This window comes from Bacillus cabrialesii (assembly GCF_004124315.2).
Lineage (GTDB): Bacteria > Bacillota > Bacilli > Bacillales > Bacillaceae > Bacillus > Bacillus cabrialesii.
Genome location: NZ_CP096889.1, coordinates 3,290,817 through 3,313,610 on the forward strand (window position 1 = coordinate 3,290,817; position 22,794 = coordinate 3,313,610).

Consider the following 22,794-nt stretch of genomic DNA (forward strand, 5'->3'; position numbering starts at 1 on the left):
TGGTGTTACGTATAATGATTGTTAAAGATACTTGCTATCACTCAGATTGATAGCAAATGAACGGAGGAATTCAAAGTGGAAAGCGGAGATTTACGTGTGTTTCAAATGGTAGCCCGCGAAGGCTCAATTACAAAAGCAGCTCAGCAGCTAGGCTATGTTCAATCGAATGTCACGGCCAGAATTCAGCAATTAGAAGCTGAGCTGGGCACCATGTTGTTTTTGCGCCATAACCGGGGTATGACACTTTCTGCAAGCGGAAAGCTGCTGCTGGAATACGCCAATAAAATTATCGGCCTTTTAGATGAGGCGTCTAAAGCGCTCTCATCCTCCGTCGAACCAAGCGGTCCGCTTATGATCGGCTCCACTCAGACAACCGCCGCGGTAAGGCTTCCAAAGCTTCTGGCTGCTTATTATGAAGAGCATCCAAACGTCCAGCTGTCTTTAACAACAGGACATACACAATTTCTCCTTGATAAAGTTCTTCGTTATGAATTGGATGGCGCCTTTATCGGATGCGAATGCAATCATCCCGAGCTCGAATCCTATCCTGCATTTGAGGAAGAACCCGTAGTTGTTTCGGCCGCTTCCGTGTCCGGTGCAGAGGAAGCCATCACAAAGCCGATTCTCGTTTACAGCACAGGCTGTTCGTATCGTGAGACGCTTGAAAAATGGCTGCGCTCTGTCGGCGTCACACAGCCGGTCATTATGGAATTTGGCACCCTTGAAGCGATTATCGGCGGAGTTACAGCAGGTCTTGGCATTTCTTTGCTGCCGAGAACGGTTGTGCAGAAACACGAGGCTGAAGGGTCGATTCGATTGTACCCGCTGCCTGAAGCCCTCAGACAGATGAAAACAGAATTTATTGTCCGAAAAGACTCGTTTATCAGCAGCGCGCTGCGGACCTTTATGGATTCATTTGCGCCAGATAAAAAGGCGGCATCACAAAAAAGCAGTCTGCTGTGATTGGCAGGCTGCTTTTTTAGCTATTGTTTGTTTCGATGCGCTTCATTTAATTCCTTAATATGCTGAATGATATCTTTAATGCCCTGCTTCGCGTCAGGATATGTCGCATTCCAATGCTTGGCGAGCGGCGGCATGCTTTTGGCTATATGCGTGTACAAAATCCATTGCTTCACTTCTTCTTTTAGCTCATTGTTTGATTCACCAAGCAGAAGCTCAGTATATTTCTCCAGCAATCCATCCAGCTGCTCCTGAAGTTTTTGTTCCATTTTCCATCTTCCTTTCGAAAAAAAACAGCAAGGAGCTTTCTCAGGGTGAAAGCTCCTTTCGCTGGCGTTATTTATCCATGTGATGTGAAAGCCGCTTCCTGGACAATGCATCTGCCCTTGCCATGAGGGATGCAAAGAGGCGTTCCAAACAGCGGGTCCTGTGTGACCTGACAGTTCATAGAAAACACATTTTGCACAAGATCACAAGTAATGACCTCTTCCGGACGGCCTTCAGCATAAATACGTTTATCTTTTATGGCCACAAGATGATGCGCATAGCGGCACGCCAAGTTTAAATCATGGAGAACCATGACAATCGTCCGTTCTTCCTTTTCATTCAATTCAAACAGCAAATCAAGAATTTCTATTTGGTGCGTCATGTCTAAATAGGTTGTCGGCTCATCCAAAAGGATAATATCCGTTTCCTGCGCAAGCGTCATCGCGATCCAAGCCCGCTGGCGCTGTCCGCCTGACAAAGAATCGACGGCGCGGTCAGCCATGTCCTCAAGCTTTGTTGCTTTTAGCGCTCTTTCAACTGCTGCCTCATCCTCTTTTGACCACTGCTTCAGCCAGTTTTGGTAAGGATATCTTCCTTGCTTCACCAGCTGATGCACCGTCAGCCCCTCTGGAGCCGAAGGCCCCTGCGGCAGGATAGCGAGCTCTTTTGCGACTTCCTTTGTCGGAAGCTTGGCAATCGCTCTTCCTTCCAGCAGCACTGAACCGCCTCTTGGCTTCATCAGGCGAGCTAATGAACGTAAAAGTGTCGATTTTCCGCAGCCGTTGCTGCCAATAAATACGGTAATTTCACCTTTGGGAATTGTTAAATTCAACTCATCAATAATAACGGCATCCCCGTATCCTAAGCTCAGCGTTTCTGTAGAAATTGCACTCATACCCATAACCGCTCCTTTTTGCTGGCTTTTTAGCAGCACTATGTATTGCACGTTTTCTATCTACATGCGTTTTAAGTCAATTGTCATCAATGCAAGTGATTCGATATTCAGCCATTTGATATGGTCATATATCCCTCATTGTAGCAGAAAACATTGACTTTGAAAATCATTTTCAATTAGTTTCTTGGACATAATTGACGTATATGGGTTTTTTATCACATGGTTATTTCTTTATTTCTCTTACTGAGCCGTTCTTCAGCTTCAGCTTTAAGTCGATATGATCATAATGGCTGTCCAGATTAAATGCTGCCAGCACACTGTGTATCACTTCTGTTTCAGCCATTTGGTCTGTCACGGAAAGCTCGCCCAGGATCATTTTCATTTCATCTAATGCTTCTTCTCCCTCCTGATTGACGCCGGAGAGTTTATCCTGTATTTCCGCTGTTTCCTGAGTCCCATTTTTTGTATAGATTCCTTCATACCGATTATGCTCACCATCTCCGTAGCTCACGCGAAGCGAGAAATTGCTGTAAGGAACGGACTTCAGTTGAGTGACGGCTGTATTTTCTCCTTCTGCCTGCTGCTGTTCCTCATTGAGACGGCAGCCCGCAATCAGAACCACTGCGAGACAAACAGCCCCGGCTGCTCTGATCAAATGCATATGTTTCCCCCCTGTAGGATTCCATTTGTTTTAGGTATATCCAGAGAATGAAATCCTCATTCAGAGAAGAATTGAAAAAGCCGAGACGTATAACGCCACGGCTTCACCGTGTCGACAACCCCTCGCATTCGTTGTAAGGCTGCGCGTCGGTGCTTAATAAAGAATGGAACGGCGGTTAAATTCCAGACGTCCTGGCCTAAACGCCGCCGTCATCACATCCTGTGAAAGCCTGCTCCGATGCGACTTCAAGGTTTTTTCAATCACGATGTGAAGATTCTGTCATTTGCAAAAAGGCTTCCGCGTCACGAACGGCCAGCTTGATGGCATTCTCCCAGAAATCGCGTTTCGTAATATCAGCGCCCAAATGCTTCATCGCCAAGTCTTCCACAGTCATAGAAGCTGTATCTCGCAAAAGCGCGATATACTTCTCTTCGAACGCGTTTTTTTCTTCAAGCGCCATAGCGTAAATGCCGAGAGAAAACAGATAGCCGAACGTATAAGGGAAATTGTAAAACGGCACCCTCGTGATGTGAAAGTGAAGCTTTGACGCCCAAAAGAGCGGATGATACTCTCCTAACGCATTGCAATATGCCTCTTTTTGCGCCTCTTCCATCAGCTCATTCAAACGGTCGGCCGGAACCGCTCCACGCTTTCGTTCTTCATAAAATCTCGTTTCGAATAGGAATCTTGCATGAATATTCATGAAGAATGCAACGCTTCTTTGCACTTTATCCTCCAGAAGGACAAGCTTTTCTTCCTTCGTCTCCGCCTGCTGGACAGTCGCGTCCGCCACAATCATCTCAGCAAACGTTGAAGCCGTTTCCGCAACGTTCATGGCGTAGGACCTGTTTAACGGCCTGACGTTTAGCATCGCTTCCTGATGGAACGCGTGTCCGAGCTCATGTGCAAGTGTTGAAACATTTGAGGCGCTTCCAGAAAACGTCATAAAAATCCGCGATTCTCCGCTGTCAGGAAAGCTCGTGCAAAAGCCGCCGACTCTTTTTCCGCTCCTGTCTTCCGCTTCAATCCAGCGGTCCCGAAACGCTTTTTCAGTGAAAGAGGACAGCTTTTTGCCAAACGTTGAAAACTGGCTGACGATGATATTTGCGGCTTCATCATATGAATAGACCTTTCCGTCAGACCCGATCGGTGCCTCAACATCGTACCAGCTGAGCTTTTCAAGGCCGAGCATGGACGCTTTCCGGTTCAAAAACTGAACGAACGGCTGCTTGTTTTCAGTGATAACCTGCCACATCGTATCCAGTGTTTCTTTTTTCATCCTGTTGATCTGCAGCGGCTCCTTCAGGACATTCTCCCAGCCGCGCGCTTTATAGGTTTCAAGCCGGAATCCCGCCAAATGATTGAGCGTGCTGCTGAACATATCCTGCTTGCTTTCCCAAGCTTGATGCAAACGTTCATATATTGTTTTTCTGACAGCGCGGTCTTGATGGTCCATCACATTCTCAGCCTGGCCGACAGACAATTGCTTATTCACACCGTTTTCCTCATACGGGATCGTCATTTTGCCGACAACCATATTGTATAGATCGCTCCAAGCGTGATATCCGTCCACCGCAAGGTTTCCAATCAGTTTTTCTTTACCCGGGCTGAGCTTTTCAGCAACCCGTTGTCTTCTTTCATTTAATATGTACGATACATCGCGTAATCCCGGTTTTGTTAACAATTCATTCCACACGTCTTGTTGAATGGCCACAAGCTTATGGTCTAATGTGATGAGGGACGATTGAAAATCTGCGTTAAGCCGATTCATGAGTGACTGATGCTCAACAGCCTTTTGATCATGGATATTCTGGGCCTGAAGGCAAGCGACAAAAGCGCCGGCCTGCTGAAGCTTGACAGAAGCCTGTTCGAATAAATCAAGCAATGCTGTCAGTCCTTCAGCCTCTTCGGGCGATTCTGGCACCTGAAACGCATCAGTCATATCTTGAAATGCACGCAGACTTTGCGACAGCTTCTCAATATACCCCTTAAATTCTTCTGATTGGCTTCCGCCCTTAAAAAATGAATCCAGATCCCACCTTTGTTCTACCCCTTGCAGCGCCATAACACAAAACCCCTTTCCTTCTTTCGTTTTATTATAGAACAATTCTGAATTATTGTATAAAAATTTCTTTTATAGGCGTCTTTTTCCGTTTATGAATGTACAATAGCTGTAGCAGTTAAATAGGAGGTATATGATGAATAAAAAAATCGCGATCGTAACAGGAGCTTCAAAAGGCTTTGGTCAGCTTGCCGCAGTAAAGCTCGCCAAGTCATTTTTCGTGATTGCCACAACTAGACAGCCTGAGAAAGCTGAACAGCTGCGGGAATTGGCCGAAGCACACAATGTGTCTGATTCTATTCACATTACCGCTCTCGACGTCACAGATGAACAATCGATAGCCTTATTCGGAAAAGCGATTAGCGCTTACGCTCCCATTGATCTTCTCGTCAACAACGCAGGTACGGCTTACGGAGGATTTGTCGAGGATGTGCCGATGGAACATTTCAGACAGCAATTTGAAACGAATGTCTTCGGGTTAATCCATGTGACAAAAACCGTTCTGCCTTACATAAGAAAGCATGGCGGCGCAAAGATTATAAACGTGAGCAGCATCAGCGGCCTGACCGGATTCCCCGCGCTGTCGCCATATGCGGCTTCCAAGCATGCATTAGAGGGTTTTTCTGAAAGCCTTCGTATCGAGCTGCTTCCGTTCGGTATCGAAACCGCTTTGATCGAGCCGGGCTCATACAAAACGTCAATCTGGTCAACTTCATTATCAAATTTTATGTCGGTGCCTGCTGACGATTCAGCCTATCATCAATACTATAAAAAGATCCTTGCCTACGTTGAAAAAAACGCAGATGAAAGCGGAGATCCCCAAGAGGTTGCCGACCTCATTTATCAATTGGCAACAAAACAGCACGTAAAGAAATTACGCTACCCGATCGGAAAGGGCATCAAGCTCACCCTGTTATTCCGCTCGCTATTCCCTTGGTCTGCGTGGGAGTCTATCCTGAAGAAAAAACTATTCAGTTCATCTAAATTATAATTATTATAATTTAGTATTGATTTTTAATTAATACGTGATATAATTAAATTAACAGATCACAAGGAGGACGTTATCTTATGAAAACTGAAAACGCAAAAACAAACCAAACATTAGTTGAGAATTCAATGAACACACAATTATCAAACTGGTTTCTTTTATACTCTAAGCTCCACCGTTTCCATTGGTATGTGAAAGGCCCTCATTTCTTTACATTGCATGAGAAATTTGAAGAGCTTTATGACCATGCGGCTGAAACAGTCGATACCATCGCTGAGCGTCTGCTGGCGATCGGCGGGCAGCCTGTTGCCACAGTGAAAGAATACACTGAGCATGCATCTATCACAGACGGCGGAAACGAAACATCAGCGTCAGAAATGGTACAAGCATTGGTAGATGACTACAAACAAATCAGCAGCGAATCTAAATTCGTGATCGGCCTGGCTGAAGAAAATCAAGACAATGCAACAGCGGACTTGTTTGTCGGATTGATTGATGAAGTTGAAAAACAAGTGTGGATGCTTTCCGCTTACTTAGGATAAAAAAAGCTGAACCCTTTCCGGGTTCAGCTTTTTGATTACCGCTTAGCTTGAACTGCTTTCTGTCTGCTTGGTCAGTGTTACATTCAACGTTTTCGTTTTTCCGTTTCGCAGCACTTGGATTGTCGTTTTATCTCCGACTTTCAAGTCTTTGTAAAGGATCTGACGGATATCCGCACTGCTTTTCACGTCTTTGCCGCTTAGCTTGACAATGACATCCTCAGATTTGATACCGGCTTTTGCCGCCGGTGAATTTGCTTGAACTTCTTTTACATAAACACCTTTGCCCAATTGATCTCCAAACAGGCCGAGTGTATTTTCCTGATACGTTTCAGGAACTTGCGACATGTCAATCATTTGCACGCCTAAAAACGGACGGTCTACTTTCCCGTTTTCCAGCAGCTGGTCAACTATCGGCTCTACATCATTGCTTGGAATCGCAAATCCAAGTGACTCCACGCCGCTTTCGCTCACCTTCAAACTGTTGATGCCGATGACCTGGCCGTTTGCATTGATTAACGGGCCTCCGCTGTTCCCCGGGTTGATGGCAGCGTCAGTTTGCAGCACGTTCATTTCCACCGTACCCTGTGTTGTATCCACATCAATTGTCCGGTTCAGTCCGCTGATGATGCCTTGTGTCACCGTACCGGAAAACTGCTGTCCGAGCGGATTTCCGATGGCAATGACCTTTTCGCCCGTACGAAGCTGTGAAGAGTCACCGAAGCTCGCCACTTTTTTGATGTTCTTGCTGCTGATCTCCAGAACAGCCAAATCAGTAATGGCATCGCTGCCGACAAGCTTGGCAGTCTCCGTTTCTCCGTTATATAACGTGACAGTCAGCTTATTCGCGCCTTCAACGACATGATTGTTTGTGATGACATACGCTTTATTGCCGTCTTTTTTGAAAATGACGCCAGACCCGGTTCCGCTTTCACTTTCTGAGCTGGAGCCGCCTCCCGTGCCGAATGTGTTATTTTGGGAGGTTTGGATATTTGAGATGCCGACAATCGTCGGCTCTAAATCCTCCACCATATCAGCGACGTTTGAAGCGTTCGTTATTGGTGTCGTTGTAAAGTTATCAGACTGCACCTGTTTATTGGCGGAAACGGTTTCGGTTGTCTGATTTTGGTCTGACGGCAAATAAGGCGCGATGCCGAGCATCAGGCCCCCGCCGATAATCCCGCCTAAAATCGGGCTCAGCCATGCGGCTCTCCGTTTCTTTTCTTTTTTCACAGCCGTTTCTTTCTTTTCCATTTCTAAAGCGGAAGCCGTTTCTTCCCGTCCCGCTTCATACGAAGCAGGCGCGTCAAGCAATTTCTGTTCAGAATGCTCAATCAGCTGCCGGTTTTCTGTATTCTGCTGTTCTGTATGTGAAGATTCTGTTTGATGCTGATCGTTTTGGTCATCACGTCGATAATCCATGGTTCTTACACTCCTTTAACGGTTTTTCATTTATCGTTACATATTTATCGCATGTACAAGTTCAATTGTCCCAATAATGAGGAGAAAAGCAAAGCACCAAAATAGAATATGTTTCATCATCCTACATCTTCCTCGCTCTTTTTCTTCCTTTCTTCCCTTATCCATATCATAAACAAACATTGTGGGATAAAAATGAAAAGAATATGTGAAATTATGAAAATTGCCTGCCGTATGTTAAAACTAGTTTATAATGACGTTGAAAGGATGTGAAGAGCCTTGTCATACACCATTTATCTAGTTGAAGATGAGGATAACCTGAATGAACTGCTGACGAAGTATTTAGAGAATGAAGGCTGGAACATTACATCTTTTACGAAAGGTGAAGACGCCAGAAAGAAAATGACGCCGTCTCCCCACCTATGGATTCTCGATATCATGCTGCCGGATACAGACGGCTATACATTAATAAAAGAAATCAAAGCGAAAGATCCTGACGTGCCGGTCATTTTTATTTCCGCCCGAGATGCAGATATTGACAGAGTGCTTGGCTTAGAGCTTGGCAGCAACGACTACATTTCAAAGCCGTTTCTGCCGCGGGAGCTGATTATACGTGTGCAAAAGCTGCTGCAGCTCGTTTATAAGGAAGCTCCGCCTGTACAAAAAAATGACATCGCCGTCTCTTCATATCGGGTCGCTGAAGACGCCCGCGAGGTCTATGATGAAAACGGAAAGATCATCAATTTGACGTCGAAGGAATTTGATCTGCTGCTTTTATTTATCCATCATAAAGGACATCCATACTCCCGTGAGGACATTCTCGTAAAAGTATGGGGGCATGACTACTTCGGCACAGACAGGGTTGTTGATGACCTCGTCCGGAGACTGCGCAAAAAGATGCCCGAATTGAAGGTGGAGACGATTTACGGGTTCGGCTACAGGATGATGACATCATGAAAAACAAGCCGCTCTCGTTTCAAATATGGGTTGTCATATCCGGCATCCTGTTAGCAATATCCCTTTTACTGCTTGTCTTATTTTCAAACACGCTGCGCGATTTCTTTACCAATGAAACGTATACGACGATTGAAAATGAGCAGCATGTTCTGACGGAGTACCGTCTGCCGGGTTCAATTGAAAGGCGTTATTACAGCGAAGAAGCCACGGCGCCGACAACCGTCCGCTCCGTGCAGCACGTGCTCCTGCCTGAAAATGAAGCTGCTTCTTCAGACAAGGATTTAAGCATTCTGTCATCTTCGTTTATCCATAAGGTGTACAAGCTGGCCGATAAGCAGGAGGCCAAAAAGAAACGGTACAGCGCCGACGTCAATGGAGAGAAAGTGTTTTTTGTCATTAAAAAGGGGCTTTCCGTCAATGGACAATCAGCAATGATGCTCTCTTACGCGCTTGATTCTTATCGGGACGACCTGGCCTATACCCTATTCAAACAGCTTCTGTTTATTATAGCTGTTGTCATTTTATTAAGCTGGATTCCGGCCATTTGGCTTGCGAAGTATTTATCAAGGCCTCTCGTGTCATTTGAAAAGCACGTCAAACGGATTTCCGAACAAGATTGGGATGACCCAGTGAAAGTAGATCGGAAAGATGAGATCGGCAAATTGGGACATACCATTGAAGAGATGCGCCAAAAGCTTGTGCAAAAGGACGAAACAGAAAGAACCCTATTGCAAAACATATCTCACGATTTAAAAACGCCGGTCATGGTCATCAGAGGCTATACACAATCAATTAAAGACGGGATTTTTCCTAAAGGAGATCTTGAAAACACTGTGGATGTCATTGAAGGCGAAGCCCTTAAGCTGGAGAAAAAAATAAAGGATTTATTATATTTGACGAAACTGGATTATTTAGCGAAGCAAAAAGTGCAGTACGATATGTTCAGTATCGCGGAAGTGACGGAAGAAGTCATCGAAAGATTGAAGTGGGCGCGGAAAGAAATATCGTGGGAAATTGATGTAGAAGAAGACATTCTGATGCCTGGCGATCCGGAGCAATGGAACAAACTCCTCGAAAACATTCTAGAAAATCAAATCCGCTATGCTGACACAAAAATAGAGATCAGCATGAAACAAGATGATCGGAATATCGTGATCACCATTAAAAATGACGGCCCGCATATTGAAGATGAGATGCTCTCCAGCCTCTATGAGCCTTTTAATAAAGGGAAGAAAGGCGAATTCGGCATTGGTCTCAGCATCGTAAAACGAATTTTAACTCTTCATAAGGCGTCTATCTCAATTGAAAATGACAAAACGGGTGTAACATACCGCATAGCAGTGCCAAAATAGACTGTAAATGTTTTTGCAGTCTATTTTTTATGTGAAAGAATAACCGTTAAAATCTCTGTAATTTGTTTTGAGCGGCTGTTTGCATTGATGAACCCATTTTTTCTCTGACAAGGTCTGCTTCGGATATTTGACTTTCTCCACTTTGATTCCTCGGTTTCGCAAGCGGCTGATCATTTCGTCCAATTCTCTCATTTAGATTCACCCTTTCGCTTGAGCTTTGACCATTCGGTCATCTCAATTTATAATATAAATAATACATGATAAAAAAACAAGTTACAATAAGGTTAATTTTATAACAGAAGGTGTGACTATATGGTCATATCCTAATGAGGCCTCCGGGCTCTGAAAGGGTGGAACCATTGAAGGAAAAAGAAAAGCTGATTATTGAAACAGCCTTAAAACTATTTGCCCAAAAAGGATACAACGCAACTTCAGTTCAGGAAATCGCAAAAGCATGCAAAATATCTAAAGGCGCTTTTTATCTTTATTTTCCTTCGAAAGAAGCGCTTCTTCTGTCTATGCTGAACTACTATTATGATAAAACGTTTACCCGAATTTTAAATATTAAAACGAAGGGCGACAGCCCCAGAACGGCTTACCGCAAACAGCTGACCGTGCTCTATGAAAACATCCTTGAACACAAGGATTTTATCAGCATGCAGATGAAGGAAGGTTCTCTGCCTTACACAGAGGAAGTGGAGCAATGCGCAAAAAAAATCCGCCAATCCTCACTTCAATTTCATATCGACAGCCTGCTGAACATTTACGGAAAACCAGCGGAACCGTATACTGCTGAGCTTTGTTTCTTAATAGAGGGCATCAGCCAGATTTACCTGGAATGCATGATTTTGCTCGGTTACAGTGTGAAGCCGGATCAATTAGCCGATATCATTATGAATAGAATTGATGATATGGTAAAAGGCATGTCCGAACGGCACGATAAGCCTTTCATCACATTGGAAGAGGCAAGCTCTTTATTTGGGCCTCTTACGCACGGAAGGCCTGACCCGCTGACTGAATCGATTGTGAAAAGCCTTCGTGACAAAATCAACAGCTTAAACACAAACTCCTCTCTTGAATTATCGGAGAGCTTGGACATACTTGAAGCAGAAATGAAGAAAAAAACACCGAAGCTTGTGATCATTAAAGGTATGATCCATAATCTGACGGAGTCTGAAGCTCTCGCCAAAGATGCCGAGCAGCTTAAATATCTATTGAAACAGCAATATATTTAGAAGAACGGCTGCTTAAAAAGCAGCCGTTTTTTTCTTTCTATTACGCCTTAGGTTTTACCATATCTTCTGGTTTTACCATTTCGTTAAATTGCTCCTCTGTCAGCAATTCAAGCTTCAAAGCAGCTTCTTTCAGCGTCAATCCCTCTTTATGGGCGAGCTTGGCGATTTTCGCCGCGTTTTCATATCCGATGTGTGGATTCAGCGCCGTAACAAGCATTAATGAATTTGACAGGTTTTCCTGAATCGTTTCTTTGTCAGGCTCAATACCGACAGCACATTTATCATGGAATGAATTCATGCCGTCGCTCAGCAGCTGCACAGATTGCAGGAAGTTATAAATGATAACAGGCTTAAACACGTTCAGTTCAAAGTTCCCCTGACTCGCCGCAAAGCCGATTGTCGCATCGTTCCCCATGATTTGCGCTGCGATCATTGTCAATGCTTCACTTTGTGTCGGGTTAACTTTACCAGGCATAATGGAGCTGCCCGGCTCATTTTCAGGAATGACGATCTCTCCGATGCCGCAGCGAGGTCCGCTTGCAAGCCATCTGACATCGTTCGCGATTTTCATTAAGTCAGCCGCAAGCGCTTTTAATGCGCCGTGCGCATAAGTGATTTCGTCATGGCTTGTCAACGCGTGGAATTTATTCGGTGAGCTGCTGAACGTTTGGCCGGTCAGCTTTGTGATCTCTTCTGAGACAAGCTCTCCAAACTCTGGGTGAGCGTTGATTCCTGTTCCGACAGCCGTTCCGCCGATTGCAAGCGCACGCATTTTATCTGTCGCTTCCAAAATCATTTCCTTCGAACGGTCCAGCATGTAAACCCAACCGCTGATTTCCTGTCCGAGCGTGAGAGGCGTTGCATCCTGAAGATGCGTGCGTCCGATTTTGACAATATCATTGTATGCTTTCGCTTTTTCATCCAATGTATTTCGAAGCTGGTCAAGCGCAGGCACTAGCTGCTCGTAAACAGCCAAAACAGCGGCAACGTGCATCGCAGTCGGGAATGTGTCGTTTGAGCTTTGGCTTCGGTTCACGTCATCATTTGGATGAATCGTTTGATCAGAGTTCTTTTCTTTTAATAAAGCAGTCGCGCGATTGGCTACCACTTCGTTCATGTTCATATTGCTTTGTGTGCCGCTTCCGGTCTGCCACACGACAAGCGGGAAATTGTCATCGTATTTGCCTTTGAGCACATCATCACAAACCGCTGCAATCGCTTCCGCTTTTTCCGCATCCAGATTACCGAGGCGTTTATTAGCGAGCGCCGTGCTTCGTTTTAATATTGCAAACGCCTTCACAACACGCATCGGCATTTTTTCAGAACCGATCTTAAAGTTCTCCTTGCTTCGCTGTGTTTGGGCGCCCCAAAATTTATCAGCAGGAACTTTTACTTCTCCCATGGTGTCTCGTTCAACTCTGTATTCCATTTATGTATCCCTCCATAACGGTTGCTTCAATAGATCATAATTCGCCAGTGAAATAAAAAATCCTTTTTATTTTTCGATCTTCGCAGATTTTAATTTTAATTCAAGATATACGCGGGAATCCTTTGAATATTTGTACTTTGGATTCGTCCTGCCGTACTCTTTTGATGTATAAGAAACATCATAATGCTTCTCAAATGATCTGATGAGCTGTTCTATTTCTTCTTGTTTTCCAGCAAGCCTTACCTGTGCCACTTTGTCTCCTCCGCTTTCATAAAAAAACTTACATCATGAAATACTCTAACACAGTATATCATTTTTTTAACAGGAAAAGATAACCTCTACTAAGGTTTTGGATAAGAGGTGACTTCCTTGGAACACACGTTTAAGGAATATATACATGATAATTTAGCATTGGTTCTTCCTAAGCTAAAAGAAAATGATGATTTGGTCAAAAACAAAAAAATGCTGGCGAACGGACTGGTTTTTTACTATCTCTATTTTAGTGAATTGAATGACGAGAAAAAGGTGTCAGAATCCATTAAAACCTTAATCAAAGACGAGGAAACCTTAACGCTGGACCAGGTCAAAAAACGCCTTGACCAGCTTGACGCAAGACCCGTTGAGACCGCGGAAAAAACGGTCGAGTCGATTCTCAGCGGCAATTGTGCTGTGTTTATCAACGGATTGGACAAAGCTTATATTCTGTCTACAGGACAGAAAAAAACAAGAAGCCTGGCAGAGCCGACAACTGAAAAAGTGGTTCGCGGCCCAAAAGTCGCGTTCGTCGAAGATCTCAATACAAATCTCGCTCTAATCAGACAAAGAACCTCTCATCCGAAGTTAATCACCAAAAAAATCATGATCGGCAAAAACAAACTGAAGCCGGCGGCCATTATGTACATCGAAGGCAAAGCAAAAAACTCCGTCATAAAAGATGTAAAAGCGCGGCTTAAAAATATCCAACTGGAGGATATTCAAGACAGCGGAACACTTGAGGAGCTCATTGAAGATAATAAATATTCGCCGTTTCCGCAGATTCAAAATACGGAAAGGCCCGACAAGGTATCGTCGGCCCTGTTTAACGGCCGGGTGGCTATATTGGTCGACAGTTCACCATTTGTGCTGCTGGTCCCGGTTTCTCTCGGTGTCCTGATGCAGTCCCCGGATGACTACTATGAACGCTGGATTTCTGCATCTCTTATCCGGTCTCTGCGGTTCGCTTCTATCTTCATCACCTTGTTTTTGTCATCGATTTATATCGCACTCGTTTCCTTTCATCAAGGGCTGCTGCCGACCGCGCTCGCCGTCACGATTTCGGCAAACAGGGAAAATGTGCCGTTTCCGCCGATATTTGAAGCCCTGTTGATGGAAGTAACGATCGAGCTGTTGAGGGAAGCCGGTCTGCGCCTGCCCAATCCGCTCGGCCAGACAATCGGCCTCGTTGGAGGCGTTGTCATCGGACAGGCGGCTGTAGAAGCGAATCTCGTCAGTTCGATTATGGTCATCGTTGTCAGCGTCATCGCCCTTTCATCCTTTACCGTTCCCCAATATGGAATGGGGCTGTCTTTCCGGGTGCTGCGTTTTATTTCGATGTTTTCCGCCGCTATCCTCGGGCTGTACGGGATAATCTTATTTATGCTTGTGATTTATACGCACCTAACGAGACAAACGAGCTTTGGATCTCCGTATTTTTCGCCAAACGGATTTTTCAGCCTGAAAAATACGGATGATTCCATTATCCGTCTCCCGATTAAAAACAAACCAAAAGAGGCGAATAATCCAAATGAGCCAAAAACAGACTCAAATCAAACTTAATACCTTCCAGGGGATTTCTATTATTGCGAATACGATGCTGGGCGCCGGTCTGTTAACATTGCCGAGGGCACTGACCTCTAAGGCTAATACTCCTGACGGCTGGATCACGCTGATATTAGAAGGTGTCATTTTTATCTTTTTCATCTATTTAAACACGCTCATTCAGAAAAAACACCAATACCCCTCTCTGTTTGAGTACTTGCAGGAAGGGCTCGGAAAATGGATCGGCAGCATCATCGGCCTTTTGGTCTGCTGCTATTTTATCGGGGTGGCCAGCTTTGAGACCCGGGCCATGGCTGAAATGGTGAAATTTTTTCTGCTGGAGAGAACGCCGATTCAGGTGATTATTATAGCGTTTATCGGCTGCGGCATCTATTTAATCGTTGGCGGTTTAAATGATGTATCTCGTCTCTTTCCTTTTTATCTGGTCATTACGACCATTATTTTGCTGATTTTATTCGGTATCAGCTTTATGATTTTTGACCTTGATAATTTGCGCCCCGTTTTAGGTGAAGGTCTCGGACCTATCGCGAACTCGCTTACGGTTGTTTCTATCTCTTTTTTGGGTGTAGAGATTATGCTGTTTCTGCCAGAGCATATAAAGAAAAAGAAAAAAACATTCAGATACGCGTCTTTCGGGTTTCTGATTCCGATTCTTTTATACATCCTGACGTACATCATCGTGGTCGGCGCCCTGACTGCTCCTGAGGTCAAAACACTGATATGGCCGACCATTTCTCTCTTTCAGTCCTTTGAACTGAAAGGCATATTCATTGAACGGTTTGAATCCTTTTTACTGATCGTTTGGATTATCCAGTTTTTCACAACATTCGTCGTTTATGGATATTTCGCCGCCAATGGGCTGAAGAAAACGTTTGGGTTATCATCAAAGAAAAGCCTGATTCTCATTGGAGCGGCAACCTATTTTTTTTCTCTGTGGCCTGATGATTCCAATAAGGTCATGATGTACAGCGATTATCTCGGTTATATTTTCATCGGCCTGTTTCTGCTTCCCTTTATTCTCTTTTTCATTGTAGCTCTCAAAAGGAGGATTACATCAAAATGAAAGTCCGGATTTTAAGTATGTTCATATGCACCCTATTGCTGTCCGGATGCTGGGACAGCCGGAATATCGAGGAATTAAGCCTGATCATCGGCGTTGGCTTAGACAAGCCTGATGATAAAAATTTAGAACTGACACAGCAGATTCTCGTGCCGAAAAAAATCAGCTCCAAGGAAGGCTCTTCATCTGATCCGACTCAGCTTTCTATTACAAAGGGTGAGACTGTCCATCAAATGATAAGAACATCGGCATTAAAGCATAACCCTACGTTTTCTCAGCATTTGCGTGTCATTCTGCTTTCCAAGAGCGTGATCGCGGATCAGATTGGAATGGACGCGATCATTAACCAGTTTGTCAGAGACAACGGGACAAGGAGGAGTTCGTATGTCTTTGTAACCGATAGCCGGACTAAGGATATCTTTAAGATGAATGATCAAGGCGAGCCCGCATCCAATGTGATTTATGATTTGACAGAGAATAATAAGGTTACAATCAGAATGATGGAGCCTGTTACATTAGGGGAGATATCGGAGCATTTAACCTCTGATGATTCGTTCATCATCCCGCATGTCGGTGAGGAAAACGGCAAACTCGCGATAAACGGGGCTTCTATCATAAAAAATAAATTATGGCTCCGGGATTTAACGCCGGGCGATGTTCAAAATATCAATTTATTCACAGGCACAGTCGAAGGCGGTGTCGTTGATATGAGGCATAACGGCAATCCTTTTTCTTATGAAGTGTACTCCAGCAGCCGCAAGATCAAAACAGACTATAAGGACGGCAAGTTCAAATTCACCGTAACACGAAATATTGAAGGGCGATTATCCGAGGACTGGGACCCTAATGAAGATTCCTTTAAGGATTCCTATATAAAAGGGATCGAAAAAGCCGTCGAAAAACGATTGCATGAAACAGTGAGCGCGTTTATCGGCAAGCTACAGAAAGATATCAAAGCAGATGTAACCGGACTGGGAAACGAAGTCAGAATTCATTATCCTCAAAAGTGGGAAAAAATCGCAAGAAAATGGGATGATGATTACTTCAGCACGTCGGAAATAGACTATCGCATCAATGTGGTGATCAGAGACTTCGGGACGAAAGGCGCGTCCAAATAGCCGGACGCCTATTTTACGAGGTGGTTTCGGTGTGCGTACACCGCCGCCTGCGTTCGGTCACTGACATCCAGCTTTGATAAAATATTGGTGATATGGGTTTTCACTGTTTTAATGGTGATAAACAGTTCCTCGCCGATTTCTTTGTTTGTTTTTCCTTCTGCGATCAGGCAGAGGATTTCGAGCTCCCGTTTCGTAAGTGATTCGTGCGGGAGCGCGTTTTCACCTGAGTGGCGCAGCCGGGATAATACTTTTCCCGCCACTTTTGATTCCAGCTTTGGCTCTCCCTTGCTCGCGGCGCGGATGGCATCGGCGATTTCCACCGCTTTTGAGGTTTTCAATAGGTAGCTGAGCGCGCCCGCTTCAATGACCGGGTACACTTTGTCATCATCTATGAAGCTTGTGAGCACAATAATTTTCGGATCGGGAAGCTCCAGGCAAATTTGCTTTGTGGCTTCAATCCCATCCATGCCCTCCATGACAAGATCCATTAAAATGACATCAGGCGACAGTTCCGCAGCAAGCCGTACGCCTTCGCTGCCGTCAGACGCTTCGCCGACGACCTCAATATCAGGCTGAGCCTCCAAAAAAGCCGCGAGCCCCATTCTGACCATTTCATGATCATCAATCAATAATACTCGAATCACGTTCGTTCTCTCCTTTTTCTTCCGGGAAAATCGGAACCTTCACTTCGATTTGTGTGCCTTTTCCTTCTACTGAAATCACTTCGGCGACCCCGCCGATTTCGCTGGCACGCTCTTTCATAGAGTTCAAGCCGTATGAGGATGCTTTCACCTGATCCATTTTAAACCCTTTTCCATTATCAATCACCTTAAGCCGGAGCTGATTGTTCTTTATGCCCAGAATCACCGATACTTTTGACGCTTTCGAATGTCTGAATACGTTTGAAAGGGCTTCCTGCACGATTCTGAACAAATGATCTTCAACACCCTTGGATATCGGCGTGTCCTGAATATCCCACTCAATATCAAGCGGCTGTTTCTTCCGGAACTCGTCCAAAAGCTCAGTAAGTCCCTCCTTCAGCCCTTTTCCTTCAAGGGTAACAGGCCTTAAGTGAAGCAGCAGCGCCCTCATTTCATTTTGGGCTTCACCTGCCATATGCTCGACAAGCTTGATCCGCTTGACCGTTTTATCATCACCATCCTTGACGTGTTCCAGCACAGCTGATGTCATCATCGATATTGCAAAGAGCTGCTGGCTGACCGCATCATGAAGATCTCTTGCCAATCGCTGGCGTTCTTCTGATATGACCGACTTCTTCATCTGCGCCTGCCATTCCGCACGTTCATTTGAAAGTTTTTGCAAGGAAGCGACTTGAAGCTCCACTCGCTTCGCCATTTCATTCAGCTGATCGGCGGCCAGTCCGATTTCATCATCTCCAAGCGGCGGTATCCGATAAGCGAAATTGCCGTTTTCAAAGATTAAAATTGATTCAACTAATGTATCAATCCTTGTCTTCAGCCGATTGCCGTACATATACCCTGAGGCAAAACCGACCGTCACGCTGATCAGGAGCAATATCAGGATAAACGGAATGCCGAACCAGCTGGACGACAGCAAAACAAGCGGATCGAGCCGATAGTAAAACATCATAAAGGAAATCAAGCAGGCAAAAAGGAGCAGGCTGATTCCCGTTGTCATGCGGATGGCGCGCCACTGGAGGCTCGCAAGCAGTTTTTTTCTCATACGTACTTCACATCCACATCACCGATAAATAAGGAAACGGACACTTTGACACGGCGCTTCGACTCGCTGAAATCGGATGACGCGGCATATACCTTCGTGCTTAATCCGCTTTTCTTCGAGCCGATCAGATTGATATCTCCGATAAAAACAGCCGAGCTGACAGCCACCTCAAGGTCTGATGGTACATAAATATCAACATTTCCAATGACTCCGCTAATGACGATTGTGCTTTCTCCCTCGGGAATCATCGCTTTAGACAAGTCGATTTTGATATCCCCGATAAAACCAGAGATATTTAAATCATTCAAGTCAAACGGCTGCTTCATCATTTGCAGCTCTCCGATAAAAAAGCTGCGCATGTCAGGCTGTTTCACATCTTTCGGCGGCTCATGCCGTTCTTTTTTATTGAGATCGATCCGTTTCTCATTCGGTTCAAATATCGGCTTCCCTTTGACAAGCCTATAGCCGGCGTAAATCAGAAATGCGGCAAACGCGTAGCCGAATAAATTAAAGGTGATGCTGAAGAGGTTTTTCAAAAATAGAAACGCGGCAAAAATGTACATGACGGAGCCAAGCCAATCACGGGAATATTTTTTCAAGAAATAGCCGGCAATCAGAAAAAAGAGCGGCCAAAACAGCAGATCGCCTATTCCGATAATTTGCAAAAACATACTGATGCCGAATAAAGCAATGATAAATCCGAGAAGCTGTTTTTTTGTCATTCCTGGTGTCCGCCTCCTTTCTTCTGCCTGATGCTACCGTATCGTTACATCCCCGCTGTCCGTTTTGATATCGATTGGATGCCGGCCGCTTCCTTGCGAGCCTGTGATTTGATGTTCTTTTTTATGCGCTGTATCAGCAAATGAATACGGCGAACTGACGTCACCGCTCGATGCTTTCGCGCTGACCGTAAAGCTGCCGTTTTGGGGAAGGCTCAGATCCGCATCACCGCTTGTCAGTGTGACAGATACAGGACCCGTTACCTTTTTCAGTGCGGCATTAAGGTTTCCTGAAGTCATCTTCACATTTAAAGAGCCTGATACATCAGCCAGATTTGCGTCTCCTGAAGCTAAGTCAATGCCGGCTGTTTTGGAATTGGTATTTGAAATGGTGACATCTCCGGATGATCCCTTTACTTTCAGTTCTTGAAGGCGGACGTCCGTCACTCTCATATTTCCGCTCGCAGATACTGCGTCCAGCACGGAAAGCACAAGATGATGCTTCCCGTCCACAGACACGTCACCGCTTGAGGTTCGCACCGTCAGGTCACCTTTATAATCATACGGGATGCGGACGACAAGGGAAGAACGGTTAAAGCCATTCAAAAATTGAAATTCTTTTTCCTTTGCGGTCAGCTCCAGTTTTTTTCTGTTTTCGTTAACAAATAACTTACCTGAGTCTCCTGAAATGCCTGCCGATATGTCATTTCGCTCTTCCGCTAGGATCCGGACATCCTTGTTATCCGACTCAATGACCACACTGTCGATGTCCCGCGGCGAGGCGCTGGCTGAATCGGCTTCTGTGCCGTTTACAAAACCCAACCCTGCGGCAAATACGTCTTTTACGACGACGGCGAAAAAGATAAGAATACCGGCAGTGATCAACAGTTTGCCCAGCATTTTTTTCATTTGATTTCATCCTTCTCATTCATTCTATTATAAAGGAAAAGCTTGTGAATTGATACGTGCGGAAGGGAAGGACTTGTCCGCAAATCCTTCCCCGTTCGTTCCGCTTATTCATTTGCTGCTTGTGATGTCTGATCTGATTTTTGCAGCGAGAGAGCCCGCATTTTTTCAATCTCCGCTTCCACATCATCTGCGAATTCTTTGTGTGTGAGTTCTGTGCCGGCTTCCGCTGACTTTGAATAATTCGCACGGATTTCCATTTCTTCAATACGGTTTTCAATACGCAAAAACTCGCGATACGCGCTTTCGCTGTCAATTTTGTCAAATGTCGTATTCATATGCTCTTTTGCTTTCGCGGCATTTGCCCGGGCAATCAGCGCCTGTTTTTTATCCTTTACGTCCTGAAGCTTTGATTCAAGTGCAGCCAGCTGTTCTTTCAGCTCAGCCAGCTGGCTGTTCGCCTGTTCATAGGACGCTTTATGCTCTGCAGCCTTCCCTTCTAAATACTTCATTTCAGTCAGCGCTTTTTTCGCCAGGTCTTCTTCTCCTGCGTCAAATGCGAGCTGTGCTTGATTTTTGCGTTTGCCAGCCACTTCAGCTGCTTCTTCAAATTTTTTCTTAAATTGATAGGCAATCGTGTGCTGCTTTACGATTGTTTGTTTTGCTTTTGCAATGTCGCTTTCCATATCACGGACATATTGATTCAGCATCACCTTTGGGTTCTCCAATTTATCAAGACCTTCATGAACTGACGCAACAAACATGTCTCTCATTCTTTTTAATACCATATCTGATTCCTCCCAATATGCTCATATTATTTTTTCTTCAAAAATTCTTCCCATTCGTCATCAAAGTGAGATTGGTAGGCAGCCGAAGCCGGTTCAGGTTCGAAAGATGATACAACGTTATCAGCTGATCCGTTTTTCATCAGCTTCCAGCCGTAATACACCATAGCGGCAGCCAGCGCGATTCCGACGACAAACGGAAGTGAGCAGATGAGCATGATCGCTCCGATACCGCCCACGATAATTCCAGTGATGGTTTTTCCTGCGGCAAACCTTTTGATTCCTGCGTATGTCATCAAGCTCCCTATGGCGAGCGGGATGATAAAGCCGAAGCTTCCTCCTCCAAAAAAGACGGAGATCCCAAATACAATTAATAAGAATCCGCCTATCGTTTTCTTGTTTATCTTCATGCAGATCCTCCTTTCGTTTTCCTTGTCTTCATCTTAAACAAATTGGCATTTGCGCAAAACGAATCAGAGGTTGATTTTTGCATAAGACCGGAGTCGTATCTCGTGCCGGACCCATAGGCACAAAAAAACGCCATGCACGAGGCATGGCGTTTCAAAACCCTTTACAGATGAACACTTGCTTCTCTTTCTTTAATCAGGTCGGACCGTTCTGCTTTGGCCAGCTTTGTAAACAGCAAAATTCCGATACCCGCAATAATTTCGACAACCCCTCCGGCAGCGATCACAGTTCCTGAACCAAAAGCGTTTGCGGCATATCCGCAAATGACAGCTCCGGCAGGTATGGATATATTTGAGATCATATGTATAACGGCGTAGACCTGCGGCTGATCCTCACTATCCACAGAGGTCTGGATAATTGTGTACTCAGGAACATTAACAGCACTGACTGCGGCGCCAAAGGTGAACGCAGCGAGAAAAACAAGCGGCAAAAAGGTATTCATCCCGGTCATAAAGAAAGCAAATCCTTCAACAATGCCGGCAGTTACGAATAACAGGCCGTACCTGTTTACCTTGACTTTCGCAAGCACAAATCCCAATAAAAACGCGCCTGCGGCGGTGGTGGCCTTTAAAAGCGAGTAAACGATCGGCTGGCCGTTTAAATCTTCCGCAACGTAAACGGCTGAGAGAGCTTCCCAAGGGGCAGCCGCGAAATTCATAAAGATACAATAAATAGCGAGCGGATATAAAATCTGATGTCTTCTGACGAGTGTAAAACCGCGTTTCAGTCTGCCGATATATGTGCCCCTCTGCGTAACGGCAGCAGACTCTGATTGAGATTCAACCGCGGTGTACTTAATAAAAAGGACGAGAAAGCCAGAAACCAAATAGAGAACAAGTGCGATAAGCATCGTATAAGATGGGCTGATAAATGTAAGAAAAGCGCCGCATAACGTGACAGCTCCTAGCCGGACAATTTGAGCGGAGGATTGCAGCACAGCGTTTGCTTTTTGAATGCCCTGTTCATTTACGATTTGGGGAATTAAAGCGATGGAGGCGGGATTGTAGGCAGCCCCTGTAGCAGAATGCACGATCATAAGCGTCATGACAAACCACAGCGGAGAAAAGCCCGCAAAATGGCAAAGAGGAATAATCAAGACAATCGCAGCCCTTGTCAGATCTGAAAAGTACATCCAAAATTTCAGCGTGTTCTGTTTCATGAAAGGACCTGTCACAGGCGCCAGCACAGCTTCCGGCAAAAAGGTGACAGCAATCAATAAAGCAGTGCCGACCGCACCTTTGCCGTCATAAATTAAAAACCATAATATTGAATTAAATGCGAACATATCGCCGGATATTTTGACTATTCTTGAGAAAAAAAGATAATTGAAATTTCTCTTCCAGATGCTATCACTTTCAATTAAATTCACCATCTATCAGAGCCCCCCCACTGCCTATTTTTTACATCTATTTGTTCCAATATCTCATTTTTCCATTTTTCAGTCAATAATTC

23 protein-coding genes and 1 pseudogene are annotated in these 22,794 nt (G+C 44.9%); 9 read left to right on the forward strand and 15 right to left on the reverse strand.

Going from position 1 to position 22,794, the window contains the following annotated elements:
- The first annotated feature begins 75 nt into the window (after window positions 1-75).
- Entirely contained in the window at window positions 76-963 is an 888-nt protein-coding gene (locus EFK13_RS16885; protein WP_129507635.1) for a LysR family transcriptional regulator, read from the forward strand.
- 20 nt (window positions 964-983) lie between these two features.
- Here EFK13_RS16885 and EFK13_RS16890 read toward each other — a convergent pair.
- From EFK13_RS16890 to EFK13_RS16905, 4 genes and pseudogenes are all read right to left on the reverse strand, one after another.
- Window positions 984-1,273: pseudogene (locus tag EFK13_RS16890) on the reverse strand (YusU family protein).
- 27 nt (window positions 1,274-1,300) lie between these two features.
- Window positions 1,301-2,128: an ABC transporter ATP-binding protein gene (locus tag EFK13_RS16895; RefSeq protein WP_075749192.1), complete on the reverse strand. Its 828-nt coding sequence runs from the start codon at window positions 2,126-2,128 to the stop codon at window positions 1,301-1,303.
- Between the two features lie 217 nt (window positions 2,129-2,345).
- The gene (locus EFK13_RS16900) at window positions 2,346-2,783 is read right to left on the reverse strand and encodes a YusW family protein (RefSeq protein ID WP_129507634.1); all 438 of its coding nucleotides are present in this window, start codon (window positions 2,781-2,783) and stop codon (window positions 2,346-2,348) included.
- Window positions 2,784-3,039: 256 nt separating this feature from the next.
- Window positions 3,040-4,848, reverse strand: coding sequence for a M3 family oligoendopeptidase (locus EFK13_RS16905; RefSeq protein WP_129507633.1), 1,809 nt, complete (start codon window positions 4,846-4,848; stop codon window positions 3,040-3,042).
- A 133-nt stretch (window positions 4,849-4,981) separates the two neighbouring features.
- On the opposite strand from EFK13_RS16905, the gene EFK13_RS16910 reads away from it, so the two are divergent.
- Together EFK13_RS16910 and mrgA are read left to right on the forward strand one after the other, a co-directional pair.
- Window positions 4,982-5,836 carry an oxidoreductase gene (locus tag EFK13_RS16910; protein WP_129507797.1) on the forward strand — a complete coding sequence of 285 codons (855 nt, stop codon included), beginning with the start codon at window positions 4,982-4,984 and terminating at the stop codon, window positions 5,834-5,836.
- Between the two features lie 77 nt (window positions 5,837-5,913).
- Window positions 5,914-6,375 carry a metalloregulation DNA-binding stress protein MgrA gene (mrgA, locus tag EFK13_RS16915; protein WP_129507632.1) on the forward strand — a complete coding sequence of 154 codons (462 nt, stop codon included), beginning with the start codon at window positions 5,914-5,916 and terminating at the stop codon, window positions 6,373-6,375.
- 42 nt (window positions 6,376-6,417) lie between these two features.
- Here mrgA and htrB read toward each other — a convergent pair whose 3' ends face one another.
- Entirely contained in the window at window positions 6,418-7,794 is a 1,377-nt protein-coding gene (gene htrB, locus EFK13_RS16920; protein WP_129507631.1) for a serine protease Do-like protein HtrB, read from the reverse strand.
- 276 nt (window positions 7,795-8,070) lie between these two features.
- Between htrB and cssR the strand changes: the two genes are divergently transcribed.
- Both cssR and cssS read left to right on the forward strand, forming a co-directional pair.
- Window positions 8,071-8,748: a two-component system response regulator CssR gene (cssR, locus tag EFK13_RS16925; protein WP_129507630.1), complete on the forward strand. Its 678-nt coding sequence runs from the start codon at window positions 8,071-8,073 to the stop codon at window positions 8,746-8,748.
- The gene (cssS, locus tag EFK13_RS16930) at window positions 8,745-10,100 is read left to right on the forward strand and encodes a two-component system sensor histidine kinase CssS (protein ID WP_129507629.1); all 1,356 of its coding nucleotides are present in this window, start codon (window positions 8,745-8,747) and stop codon (window positions 10,098-10,100) included. Before cssR ends, cssS begins: the two co-directional genes overlap by 4 nt.
- Before the next feature lie 27 nt (window positions 10,101-10,127).
- Here cssS and spxO read toward each other — a convergent pair whose 3' ends face one another.
- Window positions 10,128-10,292 (reverse strand): anti-adapter protein SpxO, encoded by a 165-nt coding sequence (gene spxO, locus EFK13_RS16935; RefSeq protein ID WP_003221681.1) that lies wholly within the window; start codon window positions 10,290-10,292, stop codon window positions 10,128-10,130.
- 167 nt (window positions 10,293-10,459) lie between these two features.
- Between spxO and EFK13_RS16940 the strand changes: the two genes are divergently transcribed.
- Window positions 10,460-11,335, forward strand: a complete 876-nt coding sequence (locus EFK13_RS16940) for a TetR/AcrR family transcriptional regulator (RefSeq protein WP_129507628.1) — start codon at window positions 10,460-10,462, stop codon at window positions 11,333-11,335.
- A 40-nt stretch (window positions 11,336-11,375) separates the two neighbouring features.
- Here the strand turns inward: EFK13_RS16940 and fumC are convergent, their stop codons facing one another.
- Both fumC and EFK13_RS16950 read right to left on the reverse strand, forming a co-directional pair.
- Window positions 11,376-12,764, reverse strand: coding sequence for a class II fumarate hydratase (gene fumC, locus EFK13_RS16945; RefSeq protein ID WP_129507627.1), 1,389 nt, complete (start codon window positions 12,762-12,764; stop codon window positions 11,376-11,378).
- Between the two features lie 66 nt (window positions 12,765-12,830).
- A complete protein-coding gene (locus tag EFK13_RS16950) occupies window positions 12,831-13,016 on the reverse strand; it encodes a YvzF family protein (protein WP_003221676.1) in 186 nt (61 codons plus the stop codon).
- Between the two features lie 117 nt (window positions 13,017-13,133).
- Here EFK13_RS16950 and gerAA point away from each other — a divergent pair, with 117 nt between their 5' ends.
- The 3 genes from gerAA to gerAC are packed head-to-tail and all read left to right on the forward strand — an operon-like array spanning window position 13,134 to window position 16,760.
- A complete protein-coding gene (gene gerAA / locus EFK13_RS16955; protein WP_129507626.1) occupies window positions 13,134-14,579 on the forward strand; it encodes a spore germination receptor protein GerAA in 1,446 nt (481 codons plus the stop codon).
- The gene (gene gerAB, locus EFK13_RS16960; protein ID WP_129507625.1) at window positions 14,548-15,645 is read left to right on the forward strand and encodes a spore germination receptor protein GerAB; all 1,098 of its coding nucleotides are present in this window, start codon (window positions 14,548-14,550) and stop codon (window positions 15,643-15,645) included. Before gerAA ends, gerAB begins: the two co-directional genes overlap by 32 nt.
- Window positions 15,642-16,760, forward strand: coding sequence for a spore germination receptor protein GerAC (gene gerAC, locus EFK13_RS16965; RefSeq protein ID WP_129507624.1), 1,119 nt, complete (start codon window positions 15,642-15,644; stop codon window positions 16,758-16,760). The genes gerAB and gerAC overlap by 4 nt, the downstream gene beginning before the upstream one ends.
- 8 nt (window positions 16,761-16,768) lie before the next feature.
- Here the strand turns inward: gerAC and liaR are convergent, their stop codons facing one another.
- From liaR to EFK13_RS17000, 7 genes are all read right to left on the reverse strand, one after another.
- Complete coding sequence (gene liaR / locus EFK13_RS16970; RefSeq protein WP_129507623.1) at window positions 16,769-17,404, reverse strand: two-component system response regulator LiaR; 636 nt, start codon at window positions 17,402-17,404, stop codon at window positions 16,769-16,771.
- Window positions 17,382-18,464 carry a two-component system sensor histidine kinase LiaS gene (gene liaS, locus EFK13_RS16975; protein ID WP_129507622.1) on the reverse strand — a complete coding sequence of 361 codons (1,083 nt, stop codon included), beginning with the start codon at window positions 18,462-18,464 and terminating at the stop codon, window positions 17,382-17,384. The genes liaR and liaS overlap by 23 nt, the downstream gene beginning before the upstream one ends.
- Complete coding sequence (gene liaF / locus EFK13_RS16980; RefSeq protein ID WP_064816366.1) at window positions 18,461-19,186, reverse strand: cell wall-active antibiotics response protein LiaF; 726 nt, start codon at window positions 19,184-19,186, stop codon at window positions 18,461-18,463. Before liaF ends, liaS begins: the two co-directional genes overlap by 4 nt.
- A gap of 33 nt (window positions 19,187-19,219) precedes the next feature.
- Window positions 19,220-20,092, reverse strand: a complete 873-nt coding sequence (gene liaG / locus EFK13_RS16985; protein WP_129507621.1) for a LiaG family protein — start codon at window positions 20,090-20,092, stop codon at window positions 19,220-19,222.
- Between the two features lie 104 nt (window positions 20,093-20,196).
- Window positions 20,197-20,877: a stress responsive protein LiaH gene (liaH, locus tag EFK13_RS16990; RefSeq protein ID WP_129507620.1), complete on the reverse strand. Its 681-nt coding sequence runs from the start codon at window positions 20,875-20,877 to the stop codon at window positions 20,197-20,199.
- A 26-nt stretch (window positions 20,878-20,903) separates the two neighbouring features.
- A complete protein-coding gene (liaI, locus tag EFK13_RS16995; protein WP_129507619.1) occupies window positions 20,904-21,284 on the reverse strand; it encodes a cell envelope stress-induced membrane anchor protein LiaI in 381 nt (126 codons plus the stop codon).
- Window positions 21,285-21,445: 161 nt separating this feature from the next.
- Window positions 21,446-22,714, reverse strand: a complete 1,269-nt coding sequence (locus tag EFK13_RS17000) for an MFS transporter (RefSeq protein WP_129507618.1) — start codon at window positions 22,712-22,714, stop codon at window positions 21,446-21,448.
- Window positions 22,715-22,794 lie beyond the last annotated feature (80 nt).